Source organism: Coleofasciculus sp. D1-CHI-01 (assembly GCF_040218875.1).
Taxonomy (GTDB): Bacteria; Cyanobacteriota; Cyanobacteriia; order Cyanobacteriales; family Coleofasciculaceae; genus Coleofasciculus.
On the sequence record NZ_JAVJQP010000096.1, the window covers coordinates 37,431 to 48,955 of the forward strand.

Genomic DNA, 11,525 nt, shown 5'->3' on the forward strand with positions numbered 1-11,525 from the left:
AGCTGTTCTGCATTTAAACCTTAATGTCAAACTTGTCCTCATGGTAATTCCTTCCCAGGACAGTTTTCTGGGCGCAAGCCTTGCGCCCCTACAAAATTCATCCAATTAGGTGTGCCACTATATGGCACAACCTCAATCATTCTAAAAAGCCTTCTTGGATCAGAAACTCTCTAGCCACCTCAGCCGGTTCGCGCTTTTTGCCACTCACTTCATAATTCAGTCGTCGCATCGTTTCATTCGTTAACTTGGGCGCTAGCTGATTCAGCGCGTCTCGGATTTCTGGATGCTTGTCCAGTGTTTCTTGACGCACCACTGGTGCAACTTGATAAGGCGGAAAAAAGTTTTGATTATCCTCTAATACAACCAAATTAAACGCGCTGATTTCACCATCAGTACCAAATGCCACAGCGACATCGGCTTGACCTTCGCTTAAGGCTTGATATCTTAATCCTGGATCAGCCGGAATAAATGTTTCAAGCTGAAAGTCCCCATAAACTTGTTTTAACCCCGGTAATCCATCCTCACGCACCTCAAATTCTGGTGGACCAATCAGAGTTAATTGACTTGCCTGAGCAACCATATCGGAAATTGTTTTAATAGTATAGTCTTTCGCCCCCTCTGGCGTCATGACCAAAGCTTGCGTATTATTCATCGGTGCAGGTTCTAGCCAAACCAAATTATATTTCTCCTGATAACTATCCGCCACTGTTTGATAAACCTGCTGCGAATCACTACTGACAGGACGATTTAACACAGTCAACAAAGCCGTCCCCGTATACTCTGGATATAAATCAATTTGACCACTTTCCAAACCCGCTTGCGCCACGGGTGTTCCGCCTAAATTTAGCTTCCGTTCGACATCAAAACCTTGGTTTTCCAGTACCAAAGCATACATTTCTCCTAAAATAAATTGCTCAGTAAAATCTTTCGATCCGACCTTAATTGCACTCCCACCCCTCTGACAAGCGATCGCGAACAGCATCGTCAACACAGCCAGTCCAATCAGCGTAACAGTTCGACGCATTCGGGGCATAAATCTACCAAGTCTCAACATTCTTGTATAGTATCAAGAAACAGATCAGTTTCCTACTAAGTGGCTGCTGATCCAAAACTGAGACCGACACACCTCATCACTACTTTATAAAGTAAACATTAAGAAAATACCAATAGAATAACCAGTCAATTCCATTCTTTTTAATTCGTCCTGTGGACATCTAGACCAAGTCTAGTCCTAATGACCAATCACCGGGAAAGCTATACTGAATTTATAGTCATGCAGAACGCGATCGCGAATACTATGATTTGTCATAAAATTTGGATGCTAGCTTGTTTAAGCTCATGGATAACTCTAATTGGATTAACGATTTCACAGCCAGCACAAGCCGAGTCTTTGCTTGTCACAAATTTTAATAATGAAACTCAAATTAAAGATTTGGTAAAGTGTGGCTATGCCAAGGAACAAATTACCCTGAAGACTCCTGACAAAGAAGTCTTAAATCAATTAGACATTACACCAGGAAATAGGATTGAAGACTATGCCGCAACTCGTTGCCAAGGATACCGCCCGCCGATTCCGTTAATGGCGTTAATCCCTCAATCTACATTTGGCAAAACTCTCGATGAATATCCAACATTATATTTTTATATTCCGGACGTAAGTTTACAAAATGTGAAGGCTGAGTTTAGTTTCTACGATCAAAACTTAAAAACTATCATTTATGAAAAAGAAATACCACTACAAGCGAGTGATAGCATTGTTGCTGTTGATCTAGCCAATGCTCCAAATTTACCCCCCTTAGAGGTGGGCAGACCCTATTTCTGGTATTTCAGTATCATTTTTGATCAGTATGACCGCAGTGACAGCACTTATGTCGCGGGGTGGATACACAGAGTTACGCCAAATTCCCGAATTAATCAGGAATTAGACAGAGCTACACCTGAGGCGAAGCCTGCTATATATGCCAATCATGGGATTTGGTATGAAACTCTTGACAGTCTAGTCCAGTTGCGTTGTTCTGAGCCTGAGGATTCTACTCTAGCATCAAATTGGCAATCTGTATTGCAGCAAGTTGGATTATCCGACATTGCTAGAAAACCGTTGGCGCAATGTCATTCAGCCCTAATAGCCGATCAGTTTTCGGAATCGACGGAGTAACCTGAGTATAGGGGATCACAAGGAATCCATCCAGTTTAGCGCTAAGCTAATCTGGGATCAGTCGTGCCAGATTCATTACAACCAATACTATGGCGTGGGTATTTTCAGGACGATTAAGGGTTGAGCGGATAACGGTTGCGATCGCCGATTTGCCGCCGTCGTTACAAGGAACCAAATTGGTACAGCTTACCGATTTACATTATGATGGTTTTCGGCTGTCGGAAGCGATGTTAGCTGAGGCAATTCAAGTCAGTAATCAGGCTGAACCGGATTTAGTGCTGTTAACCGGAGACTACATCACCTATCAGCCAGAACCGATTCATCAACTGGTACGGCGATTAAAATATCTGGAAAGTCGTGCTGGAGTCTATGCGGTACTGGGAAACCACGATATTTATCATCACCAAGCCAAAACCACAGTCACTGAGGCGCTAACCCGGATTGGCGTGGGTGTTTTATGGAATGAAATTGTCTATCCTTTAGGGAAAGAATTAGCCTTGGTGGGATTAGCGGATTTTTGGTCGCGTGAGTTCAATCCCGCCCCGGTGATGAACCAAATCGATCCTCAAATACCCCGTATCGTCTTATCTCATAACCCAGACACGGCTGAACCCTTGCAGGAATGGCGCATTGATTTACAACTATCGGGTCATACCCATGGGGGTCAAGTGGTAATTCCCGGATTTGGACCGATCGCCTTATTGCTACCGATTCTGCGGCGATATGTCCCTCGACCCCTGCACAAATGGATTCCCTTCCTGAGAGAATGTTATCGAGTGGTCGATCATTGGGAATGGGGTCAAGGAATGCATCAGATTGGTGCAAATCGTATGTATGTGAATCGGGGTTTAGGAACTTACGCACCTGGACGCCTATTTTGTCCGCCAGAAGTTACCATTATTACGTTGGCGAGGGCAAAGGGAACAGGAAACAGGGAACAGGGAATGGGCAAACAAGTATCACTAGAAATAGGTAACTAATATGTTGGGGTTCATCCGGTCAGATTTGGCTCAATTTACGGCTTACACTCCTCATCCAGGGGGAGATTCGGGTAAACCAATCACATCCCTCGATCGCGTGGATGCAAATGAAAGTCCTGATGATTTGCCCGTTGAGTTAAAAGAAAAGCTGACATGGACATATCAACAGGAGATTGAGGCGAACCGCTATCCCGATGGTTCTCATCAAGCCCTCAAAGACGCGATCGCGAACTATGTGACTGAATCGGCTTCTCTAGAAACACCCGTAACCTCTAGCCAAATCTCAGTCGGTAACGGTTCAGATGAACTGATTCGTTCTCTATTAATTGCCACCTGTTTACGGGGAGAAGGTTCAATTCTCGTCGCTAATCCCACGTTTTCCATGTACGGGATTCTGGCGCAAACCCTAGGAATTCCGGTGGTAACAGTTGAGCGTTGTCCGGATAACTTTGAGATTAATCTAGCCGAAGCCCAACGTGCGATCGCCCAATCTCAACATCCCCCTATCCGTGTCGTTTTCGTGGTTCACCCCAACTCTCCGACTGGAAATGCACTCACGGCGGCTGAACTCAAATGGTTGCGGAGTTTACCCGATGATATATTGGTGGTGATTGATGAGGCATACTTTGAATTTAGCCGCACCTCAGTTGTTAAAGAATTATCCAAACATCCCAACTGGGCAATTCTGCGAACCTTTTCCAAAGCCTTTCGCTTAGCCGCCCATCGGGTAGGGTACTGTATCGCCCACCCAGAATTAATTGCCGCATTAGAAAAAATGCGCTTACCTTATAATTTACCCAGCTTTTCCCAAGCCGCCGCCCTTGTCGCCCTGACTCACCGCGATCAACTCTTAGCCGCGATTCCCCAAATTATTGCCGAACGCGATAAATTATTAGCTACATTATCAGAGCATCCCGGCTTACAGGTTTGGTCGAGTGCTGCCAATTTTATTTATATTCGCCCTCGCCAACTGGAACAAAATAGCTTAAGCCAGATTATTCAACAAATGAAAGTCCAAGGTACAGTAATCCGAAATACAGGTGGCGGATTACGGATTACTGTAGGTTCTCCTGAGGAGAATCAGCGCACCTTAGAACGATTGCAAACAGTTCTGCTCCATTGACTTGGTTTTTTATTCTTTCGGTGATAGGATAAGTATTAATACTGCTCGAAAAAAGATAGGTATTAATACTTGATTGACATTCCTTTTAATAATGAACTATGCTGATTCCATCAAGACAAAGGGATGTAAAAGTGCATAAATACAGCTCAGCTAACTCAGCTTACAAAATTTATATTCTGCATAATGATCAGCCAAGCGCTTTTTAATGATCTAAGAGTCTTGAGTTGACTCAAGTTATTAACTTGCTTGAAATCAGCCATATATGCCTGTGCAAAGTATCACTCGATGCAAATGATCGGTGCAGCTAAGGCGATTCTCTCCCATCCTATCCTGAGGTTGAAAAGCTTTGGGAGTTTGACTGCCAGTGTGATTTTTTCAGACTAACAGCAGAGTGAGAGTGAAGATACACAAATGATTGACAAAGTAGCCAACAGTTTTGGGGCTAAGATTAACCTACAGCTTCCCCAGTCGAATCAACACCAAACATTTTTGGTAAAATCGGCTTATCCCCAAGTCAATCTTCCAGCTCTCATCTCCTCCCAGGGAGGACAAATTTTAATTGATGGCAGAGTATGGGTAATTGCCCAACTTATGTTCCATCAGGCTATGGAATTACGCAAGCTTCGTGAAATTGCTTTCGTTGGAGGTATCACCTTAGATCCTCAGCGTTTTACCGCCTTTTCACAGCCTTTAGAAAACTCACAGGGTTCATCTTCTAACTAAGGTCAAACTAACGTTCTAGTTTTAGAAGAGGAATAAATCATGCCCAGCGTTGGACAAGAACTTCTCGATGTGCCACTTCCCGAAATGGTAGCCAAGCTAGCAATGGGTATTGCCACCGCCCAAGCTACCTTAGACGAGAATTCAGTTAACACGGCACAGTTATTGGCAGAAACAGAAGTTCCGGTTGTGCTTGGTGTTACTCAGACTATTGCTGAGGATGGCACAGTCAGCTTTACCCAATCACCTCCTATTGATGTCTCACTTTTACAAATTGGTCTATTGCCGACATTTTACCAGTTCTCTGAAGCCACTATTGAGGTTTCAATGGACATTAAAACGACAACCAGTCGGCAGACTAATGTTAACGTATCCGCTAAGGCAAAAGTTGGCTTTGCCTTATGGAGTTCATCGGTAAGGGTTGATGTCTCTCATAACCGCAAATTTGGCAAGGAAGTCCAGGGGACAAGTCGCTTGTTTACTCGCCTCGCCCCCGTCCCCCCACCCGAACGGATTGCACCTGTATTGACAGTGGTAGATAATCGTCCTGATGGAGGTGCATAATGGCATTCGATCTCACACCCAAAGATCCAAATGAGCCAATTCAGGAACTGGCGGGTGCGTCATTAGCGGAAGTCCTTACTCAACTTGCAGAAGCAATTGCCGAAGGACAGGCGAGGCTTGATCTATCATCCGCCCAAGTTGTTCAGGAGTTAGCACAAACTCAAGTTGATATTGTCCCCAGTATTCGGCAGATTATCCGAGAAGATGGGACGGTAGAATTTCAACAAGCTGAACCTGTCAGGGTGAGCTTACTCGATTTGGGGATATTGCCGACGTTCCTTGCCTTTTCTGAAGCAACAGCAGAGGTAGCCATGGATTTGAAAGTGGTGGAGAATGTCACTCAATCTGGCAATACCAACAAACGCAAGTCTCTGTTTGCGGCGACTCAATCCTTAAGAACAGAACGACGTTTGAATCGGGACGTTAGCGTACACACAAAATTGACGGCTAAATTAGTGCCAGTACCTGTACCCGCTCGTTTACAACCGATAATCACCGTGGAAGATCAACGCGAGGGAGGGGGTGTCTGATGGCGAACGATAAGATGCGTATTGATGCCTTTCTTAGTGAGTTCGGCAAGTCGATGATCCAAGCTCAATCTCAGATCAATGCTGAGGTACTGGAGCATCCTGTTGGTCTTGAAGGGTTGCAAACAGGTATCGCCATCAGCGAAACGGAGATTGACTTAAAAATGGTCTTCGACGAAGACGGTTCTGGAGTTAATATTCGACCTGTGAGTGCGGGAGAGGCAAGACTAGCGGATCTTAATCCTGGTGTTCTATCTGGGTTACGCGCTCGCTTAGTGGCAGTCCCTAATGAGGAAATCCGTCCACCCGTGCGGAAACCGTCAGACATTCGCGAGCAGGTTCTTTCTCGTCCCGATATCACTCGCTTGCAGGACGTCTTTGGCGAACTGCAAGTCGAACCCACCTACGTCGGTGCAGCACGACGGTGGATTGTAGATGTCAAGGAACCCAGAGGTCAAACTCTTCGCAGTATCCAGATTTCCGATAGTGAATAGTCATGTAGTCCTCTTACGGACTTAGGCTGGTCAGGTATGGGCTTGAATCAAGCCCCTAGCTGTCTTCTATGGGGTTCCTGACTAGCTCAGTTGAGCTATGTACAAATCTCCAGAATTGGGGTACAATTATAAGCTTTGGTGTTTTGTTTCTACTTAAAGTTTGTACCCCCATTCTTCCATTGAAAACTATATTAACATAAATTGAGAGTAGTACAAAATTATGGTTGAAGCACTAACGATCAAGGAGGCTCAACAGCAAATCGAGGGGTTAATCAAAGAAAATCGGCTATCCAGTGAAACCATCGAAGCTCTTGAAAAAGAGATTAATCTACTTAAACAGAAAACCCAAGAGGCGGTTCAAGCTCAGCAAAAAGCCGAGACAGAAATAAAGGTAGCTCAGCAACAAATACAGGATCTACAGCCTCAAGTTGCTCAGTTAAAAGAACTTAATACTCAGCTTCAATCTCAAGTTCAACGCTTGTCTGCACAGGTAAAAGAAACTCCACTACAACCCCTGACTCCAGAGGAAGGTTCAGCTCTGCTTGACCGAACGTTCCAAGCCTTCCGTGGCATAAAAAATTTGAGAGTGGTAGACGCTGACATCACACTCAAGCTAGCGACTGGCAAACTCGGAGATCAGTCTGTTTTAATTTTTCCACAACCGGGTTCTGTTGATTCTTCAACTCTCCATGAAATAAAATTTAAGCTCCACAGTGACGATTCACTGAGTCAACCCTGAGCTTGATATATAGCAAAAGGCTCTAGGGCAGAAGGTTGATTACTGGTAGGTTGTTGTTTGGGTCATTAAACCTGTCCTAACCTTATTGCCAACAGGACAAACCAACTGTGATAGAGACGTTCCGCCGGAACGTCTCTACGAAATTATTATCTCAAAGGACAAGTCATTTGCTCGGATTCTTTCTCAAGCTGACGCACTAAGGTTTGATCTCCTTTTGCCCTCGCCACATCTAAGCGACGTTCCAAGGACTGACAGATATTTTCCAGATGAGTAATGCTGGTTTGCTGGAAGGCTTTTTGGCGCGAATTCTTCAGAAACCAAGAACGAGTTCCGACCATCGTCATCGGTGTCTCGACCTGGGTAGACTTAACAACACGGGGTTCACCTGGGTGATATCCAGCACCCCGCCACTTCAAATCATGGGTAGGTGGGGGTTCGGGAATATGTCTGAGATAATGAAATCGCCAATTTTGACCCCGATAGGTGCCGCCAATCTCGCCTTCGTTTACGTCTAATGTGGATGGTGTTTCATTGTAATGAACACCCCGATAACAACGTTTCATCTGTCTTGTCTCCCTTAAGTCTTTAAAAAAAGTGATTTGAATTGAGTGATGTCTAGACTCTAAGCATCTTAGCTGCGCCGATACGTGACACCCCGATAGGTTAGTTCCGTTGACCCTTGGCGTCCAACTGACCCTGGATGTCTCCGGTGCAGCTTCGGCTTGTGAATTTTCCAAGTGTGACCCCGGTATGTGCCACCCGTCTCACCTTCGGTTACGTCTGCCATTGATGGCTCTGAATCGTAGTTGACTCCTCGATAATGAAGTTTCATGGTTTACGCCTCCGATTGATTTCCACCACCAGCGAATCTCTGCTTGGGGGAAATGAGCTCCTTGCTCTAATTGGACTAAGAACGCATCTGACTTAGGATAGATCCCTGAATTCAGATAGCTTTATCAAAATATTTCTGTATATATTTTTACATTTTTGAGCCAAAAGTGTCAATTATCCAGAAATGATCACATAAAAGTGGTGATTTCCCACCAATTCCAGTACCGAGGCGATGAGGGAGCTGGGGGAGCTGGGGGAGCTGGGGGAGCTGGGGGAGCTGGGGGAGTAGGGGGAGCAGAGGAAGCTGGGGGAGCTGGGGGAGCTGGGGGAGTAGGGGGAGCAGAGGAAGCTGGGGGAGCTGGGGGAGTAGGGGGAGCAGAGGAAGCTGGGGGAGCTGGGGGAGTAGGGGGAGCAGAGGAAGCTGGGGGAGCTGGGGGAGTAGGGGGAGCAGAGGGAGAAAGAGAGTTTTGAACCAAAGACAAATGACGAATGACGAATGACGAATGACGAATGACAAATGACGAATCAGCATAAAATACCGCCAGTCTCCACAAAACTGGCGGTGTCAATTCTCAGATATTCAGTTCAACTGAGGACAGCGATCTATCCTACATCCCAGAACCAACGCCTGCGTAGGCACCATAGAAGAAAAGACCAACAACGACTAGAACACCTGTTCCAGCAATTGTGGCGACAACCCACAACGGAATTTTTCCACTTCCAGACACGACGAATACCTCCTAGTTCAAGCTAACGAATGATTGAGTTGAGTTAATTAAAGAAATAACTGGAAAAGAGAATGCCCAAAACAAAAACCAACAATAGACCGAGAAACAGAGAGGTCCGGTTCAGTTCAACTGGCTGGTTATTCGGATTGGGAGAACGTTCTGGCATGGATTTTATCTCCTATCGTTGAACAAATTGCATGGCGGCGATCGCGCCGAGGAAAAAGACGGTGGGAACCGCTAGCGTATGAACCGCTAGCCATCTAACGGTAAAAATTGGATAGGAAACGGGTTGATTGGGAGTATTAGTCATGATCTTTTACAGAAATCTCCAAATTTTACTTTACTTTTTGGTAAATTGATCGATTTGCTTTTTCGCCTCGTAGCGATCGCTCACAATCGGAACTTCCTGCTGCGGTTGCGTGAAATACTCGTTTGGACGGGGTGTGCCAAACACATCATACGCTAGACCTGTGCTGACAAATAGCCAACCCGCAATAAACAGAGCCGGAATTGTGATGCTGTGAATGACCCAATAACGAATGCTGGTAACAATATCGCCGAATGGACGCTCACCAGTAGTTCCTGACATAAATGATTCCTCCTTCCCAGTAACAGTTATAATTCACTCGACCTTACTATTGTGAAGTACCCCAACTTGCTTCGCTCTTATTTGGGATTTCCAACTTAGCTAAACAAGGACGGTCTTATTCGTCTTTGGGATTTCCCGTCTCATTCGCCGATGCCACGTTGGGCACTTTCTAATTCCTAAGAGAGCAGAAAGTCCAGAACTCAATCTGGTGATGGTCTTACTCAGCGTCCACAGGCAGCCGCCCGTCTTCCACAGGCAGTTATTTTTTACTCGTACAACATAACTTGGCTTATCTTTTACCGTAGGGCGTAACCTAACGAACCAGCGGTCATGTTCTTTCTGGCTTTACCGCCATAATCAAGCCGAGATGGCAACCACAGATTTATGAGCGATCAAGCCGTTGTTTTTGCTGGGGGTTCATACTTGAGCAAAACACCTGCTTGACCAATAACAAATCCCTGTTTTGGCGTGATAAAGACAACTTTGTAAAAGTTGGATGGCACATCTTCTACTTCGCGATCTTTGAGCCAAGTTTTGCCACCGTCAAAACTACAAAGCAAATTGCCACTCCCTCCGGCAAGCCACACTTCATCGGGAGTTCGGTAGGCTAAATCCAGTAATCCCCAACTGGTGGAAAATTCGGGATAAATTGGCTCTTCCCAAGCCTCTAAATCTTCGCTACCACTAAATTGCAGCATTCCTCCTCGTGCTAATCCCCAGAGACGTCCGTCTTCAGTGAATCCCATATTTTGCAGACGCTTAGAACTACTACGTTCATGCTGTTCCCAGGCACTTTGACCGGGTTCCCAGGTTGAATAAAAGTTCCCCCTAGCTGAAACCGCGACATATTTGCCATCGTTGGAACGGGAAATATTGCGAAGGACACCCACGGCTTCTTCGACCTGGGCTTTCCAGGTTTTACCTCCATCCTGGGTATGGTAAATTGCGCCAATTGTGGTTGTCATCTCCGCTGATTGGGGACCCAGTGCCAAAATCGTGTTGGGATCTCCGGGTAACTTCTCACTTAAGGGGATACGTACCCAGGAAACACCCCCATCAGTGGTATGCAGCATAATTGAAGGCTCGCCCACAATCCAGCCTTCGTCATCTGCAAAACTCACGGATGTGAAACGATATTTATTCTCATCCCCAACATCAAGGACTTTCTCCTGCCAGGTTTCGCCACCATCGGTGGTTTCCAGGAGGGTGGAATTGCTGCCAACAAGCCATCCATGACTTGGGTTATCGGTAAACCCAATATCCCGTAGCGTTTCTTGGGTGGGTAAGGCAACCAATTCCCAAGGGTTATAGCCCAAGGGTTCGGCATACTTACAACTAACACACAAGCAGGCGATCGCGAAGACTATTAAGATTCGTTTCAAGGTTTTCATGAAATCGCTCATTGGCAACATGCTGTCGTTTGGCGTAACTGAGACATTGGTGTATTAAGGAATTGCCTCCTCGGTTTAGCGCAGTCCGTATAAACTTATAAAGAAGATAACGCCTAGCAGTAAGGCTCCAAAAATCAAGACATTTTTTTGACCTGGGGTCAAACGGTTCACCCCAAAGCCATAGCTGAGGTTCTCTTGAAACCCAGAGGGGGCACCACTGGCACCAATATCCTGAAATTGGGGCTTTTTCGCACTGCATACTGGACAACGCCAGTCGCTGGGTAGCTCTTCAAAGGGCGTCCCGGCGGCGATATTACGGTTACTATCTCCCTTATTTGGCTCGTAAACGTAGCCGCAAGAGCGGCATTCATAACGACTTGGCGCAAGTTCGGCCAAGGTTTGCTCGTTAGCTGGTTCGATCATCGCTGGCTTTCATTAAGTTGATGCAGCAAATCTTAAAACGTATGTTAAAAAATTTATCATAATAACCGACCTGACGCACAAGGGAAGATTGGGAGATGAGGGAGATGAGGGAGATGAGGGAGATGAGGGAGATGAGGGAGATGAGGGAGATGAGGGAGATGAGGGAGAGGAGGGAGATGAGGGAGATGAGGGAGATGAGGGAGATGAGGGAGATGAGGGAGATGAGGGAGATGGGAGGGAGTTGTAGGGGTTTGGTCTCCA

At 45.9% G+C, this 11,525-nt stretch carries 19 protein-coding genes; 10 read left to right on the forward strand and 9 right to left on the reverse strand.

Annotated elements, in window-relative coordinates; translation table 11 throughout:
- Positions 1 to 136 precede the first annotated feature (136 nt).
- The gene (locus RIB93_RS17940; RefSeq protein WP_446374150.1) at positions 137 to 1,033 is read right to left on the reverse strand and encodes a glycine betaine ABC transporter substrate-binding protein; all 897 of its coding nucleotides are present in this window, start codon (positions 1,031 to 1,033) and stop codon (positions 137 to 139) included.
- A 201-nt stretch (positions 1,034 to 1,234) separates the two neighbouring features.
- Here RIB93_RS17940 and RIB93_RS17945 point away from each other — a divergent pair, with 201 nt between their 5' ends.
- From RIB93_RS17945 to RIB93_RS17980, 8 genes are all read left to right on the forward strand, one after another.
- The gene (locus RIB93_RS17945) at positions 1,235 to 2,155 is read left to right on the forward strand and encodes a DUF928 domain-containing protein (RefSeq protein WP_446374152.1); all 921 of its coding nucleotides are present in this window, start codon (positions 1,235 to 1,237) and stop codon (positions 2,153 to 2,155) included.
- A gap of 89 nt (positions 2,156 to 2,244) precedes the next feature.
- Positions 2,245 to 3,135, forward strand: coding sequence for a metallophosphoesterase (locus RIB93_RS17950; protein WP_446374154.1), 891 nt, complete (start codon positions 2,245 to 2,247; stop codon positions 3,133 to 3,135).
- Position 3,136: 1 nt separating this feature from the next.
- Entirely contained in the window at positions 3,137 to 4,258 is a 1,122-nt protein-coding gene (locus tag RIB93_RS17955) for a histidinol-phosphate transaminase (RefSeq protein WP_446374156.1), read from the forward strand.
- A gap of 411 nt (positions 4,259 to 4,669) precedes the next feature.
- The gene (locus tag RIB93_RS17960) at positions 4,670 to 4,981 is read left to right on the forward strand and encodes a hypothetical protein (RefSeq protein WP_446374158.1); all 312 of its coding nucleotides are present in this window, start codon (positions 4,670 to 4,672) and stop codon (positions 4,979 to 4,981) included.
- A 39-nt stretch (positions 4,982 to 5,020) separates the two neighbouring features.
- Positions 5,021 to 5,542 (forward strand): hypothetical protein, encoded by a 522-nt coding sequence (locus RIB93_RS17965; protein WP_446374160.1) that lies wholly within the window; start codon positions 5,021 to 5,023, stop codon positions 5,540 to 5,542.
- Positions 5,542 to 6,072 (forward strand): hypothetical protein, encoded by a 531-nt coding sequence (locus tag RIB93_RS17970; protein WP_446351698.1) that lies wholly within the window; start codon positions 5,542 to 5,544, stop codon positions 6,070 to 6,072. Before RIB93_RS17965 ends, RIB93_RS17970 begins: the two co-directional genes overlap by 1 nt.
- Entirely contained in the window at positions 6,072 to 6,563 is a 492-nt protein-coding gene (locus tag RIB93_RS17975) for a hypothetical protein (RefSeq protein WP_446374162.1), read from the forward strand. The genes RIB93_RS17970 and RIB93_RS17975 overlap by 1 nt, the downstream gene beginning before the upstream one ends.
- A 220-nt stretch (positions 6,564 to 6,783) precedes the next feature.
- Positions 6,784 to 7,302, forward strand: a complete 519-nt coding sequence (locus tag RIB93_RS17980) for a hypothetical protein (RefSeq protein ID WP_446374163.1) — start codon at positions 6,784 to 6,786, stop codon at positions 7,300 to 7,302.
- Positions 7,303 to 7,448: 146 nt separating this feature from the next.
- Here the strand turns inward: RIB93_RS17980 and pirA are convergent, their stop codons facing one another.
- Both pirA and RIB93_RS17990 read right to left on the reverse strand, forming a co-directional pair.
- On the reverse strand, positions 7,449 to 7,865 hold the full coding sequence (gene pirA / locus RIB93_RS17985; RefSeq protein WP_446374165.1) for an arginine synthesis PII-interacting regulator PirA: 417 nt from the start codon (positions 7,863 to 7,865) through the stop codon (positions 7,449 to 7,451).
- Between the two features lie 68 nt (positions 7,866 to 7,933).
- On the reverse strand, positions 7,934 to 8,134 hold the full coding sequence (locus tag RIB93_RS17990) for a DUF4278 domain-containing protein (RefSeq protein ID WP_446374167.1): 201 nt from the start codon (positions 8,132 to 8,134) through the stop codon (positions 7,934 to 7,936).
- Between the two features lie 200 nt (positions 8,135 to 8,334).
- On the opposite strand from RIB93_RS17990, the gene RIB93_RS17995 reads away from it, so the two are divergent.
- Positions 8,335 to 8,604, forward strand: a complete 270-nt coding sequence (locus RIB93_RS17995) for a hypothetical protein (protein ID WP_446374169.1) — start codon at positions 8,335 to 8,337, stop codon at positions 8,602 to 8,604.
- A 137-nt stretch (positions 8,605 to 8,741) separates the two neighbouring features.
- On the opposite strand, the gene RIB93_RS18000 is transcribed toward RIB93_RS17995, so the two are convergent.
- The 6 genes from RIB93_RS18000 to RIB93_RS18025 all read right to left on the reverse strand — a co-directional run bounded on the left by RIB93_RS18000 (position 8,742) and on the right by RIB93_RS18025 (position 11,264).
- Positions 8,742 to 8,861: a photosystem II reaction center protein J gene (locus RIB93_RS18000; RefSeq protein WP_446374171.1), complete on the reverse strand. Its 120-nt coding sequence runs from the start codon at positions 8,859 to 8,861 to the stop codon at positions 8,742 to 8,744.
- 43 nt (positions 8,862 to 8,904) lie between these two features.
- Entirely contained in the window at positions 8,905 to 9,027 is a 123-nt protein-coding gene (locus RIB93_RS18005; protein ID WP_006106150.1) for a photosystem II reaction center protein L, read from the reverse strand.
- 12 nt (positions 9,028 to 9,039) lie between these two features.
- Positions 9,040 to 9,171 carry a cytochrome b559 subunit beta gene (psbF, locus tag RIB93_RS18010; protein ID WP_006106146.1) on the reverse strand — a complete coding sequence of 44 codons (132 nt, stop codon included), beginning with the start codon at positions 9,169 to 9,171 and terminating at the stop codon, positions 9,040 to 9,042.
- Between the two features lie 30 nt (positions 9,172 to 9,201).
- Positions 9,202 to 9,450, reverse strand: a complete 249-nt coding sequence (gene psbE / locus RIB93_RS18015; RefSeq protein WP_006106101.1) for a cytochrome b559 subunit alpha — start codon at positions 9,448 to 9,450, stop codon at positions 9,202 to 9,204.
- Between the two features lie 392 nt (positions 9,451 to 9,842).
- On the reverse strand, positions 9,843 to 10,853 hold the full coding sequence (locus tag RIB93_RS18020; RefSeq protein ID WP_446374173.1) for a photosynthesis system II assembly factor Ycf48: 1,011 nt from the start codon (positions 10,851 to 10,853) through the stop codon (positions 9,843 to 9,845).
- Positions 10,854 to 10,916: 63 nt separating this feature from the next.
- Positions 10,917 to 11,264: a rubredoxin gene (locus tag RIB93_RS18025; protein WP_446374175.1), complete on the reverse strand. Its 348-nt coding sequence runs from the start codon at positions 11,262 to 11,264 to the stop codon at positions 10,917 to 10,919.
- An 88-nt stretch (positions 11,265 to 11,352) separates the two neighbouring features.
- Between RIB93_RS18025 and RIB93_RS18030 the strand changes: the two genes are divergently transcribed.
- Complete coding sequence (locus tag RIB93_RS18030; RefSeq protein ID WP_446374177.1) at positions 11,353 to 11,511, forward strand: hypothetical protein; 159 nt, start codon at positions 11,353 to 11,355, stop codon at positions 11,509 to 11,511.
- The last annotated feature ends 14 nt before the right edge of the window (positions 11,512 to 11,525 follow it).

What these genes read in the sequence shown, in the direction of transcription:
- RIB93_RS18020 (WP_446374173.1), bottom strand. Translation starts at nt 10,853, where the DNA reads ATGAGCGATTTCATGAAAACCTTGAAACGAATCTTAATAGTCTTCGCG.
- pirA (WP_446374165.1), bottom strand. Translation starts at nt 7,865, where the DNA reads ATGAAACGTTGTTATCGGGGTGTTCATTACAATGAAACACCATCCACA.
- RIB93_RS18005 (WP_006106150.1), bottom strand. Translation starts at nt 9,027, where the DNA reads ATGCCAGAACGTTCTCCCAATCCGAATAACCAGCCAGTTGAACTGAAC.
- RIB93_RS17950 (WP_446374154.1), top strand. Translation starts at nt 2,245, where the DNA reads ATGGCGTGGGTATTTTCAGGACGATTAAGGGTTGAGCGGATAACGGTT.
- RIB93_RS17990 (WP_446374167.1), bottom strand. Translation starts at nt 8,134, where the DNA reads ATGAAACTTCATTATCGAGGAGTCAACTACGATTCAGAGCCATCAATG.
- RIB93_RS17960 (WP_446374158.1), top strand. Translation starts at nt 4,670, where the DNA reads ATGATTGACAAAGTAGCCAACAGTTTTGGGGCTAAGATTAACCTACAG.
- RIB93_RS17980 (WP_446374163.1), top strand. Translation starts at nt 6,784, where the DNA reads ATGGTTGAAGCACTAACGATCAAGGAGGCTCAACAGCAAATCGAGGGG.
- RIB93_RS18025 (WP_446374175.1), bottom strand. Translation starts at nt 11,264, where the DNA reads ATGATCGAACCAGCTAACGAGCAAACCTTGGCCGAACTTGCGCCAAGT.
- RIB93_RS17970 (WP_446351698.1), top strand. Translation starts at nt 5,542, where the DNA reads ATGGCATTCGATCTCACACCCAAAGATCCAAATGAGCCAATTCAGGAA.
- RIB93_RS17940 (WP_446374150.1), bottom strand. Translation starts at nt 1,033, where the DNA reads ATGCCCCGAATGCGTCGAACTGTTACGCTGATTGGACTGGCTGTGTTG.
- RIB93_RS17975 (WP_446374162.1), top strand. Translation starts at nt 6,072, where the DNA reads ATGGCGAACGATAAGATGCGTATTGATGCCTTTCTTAGTGAGTTCGGC.
- psbE (WP_006106101.1), bottom strand. Translation starts at nt 9,450, where the DNA reads ATGTCAGGAACTACTGGTGAGCGTCCATTCGGCGATATTGTTACCAGC.
- RIB93_RS17945 (WP_446374152.1), top strand. Translation starts at nt 1,235, where the DNA reads ATGACCAATCACCGGGAAAGCTATACTGAATTTATAGTCATGCAGAAC.
- RIB93_RS17965 (WP_446374160.1), top strand. Translation starts at nt 5,021, where the DNA reads ATGCCCAGCGTTGGACAAGAACTTCTCGATGTGCCACTTCCCGAAATG.
- psbF (WP_006106146.1), bottom strand. Translation starts at nt 9,171, where the DNA reads ATGACTAATACTCCCAATCAACCCGTTTCCTATCCAATTTTTACCGTT.
- RIB93_RS17955 (WP_446374156.1), top strand. Translation starts at nt 3,137, where the DNA reads ATGTTGGGGTTCATCCGGTCAGATTTGGCTCAATTTACGGCTTACACT.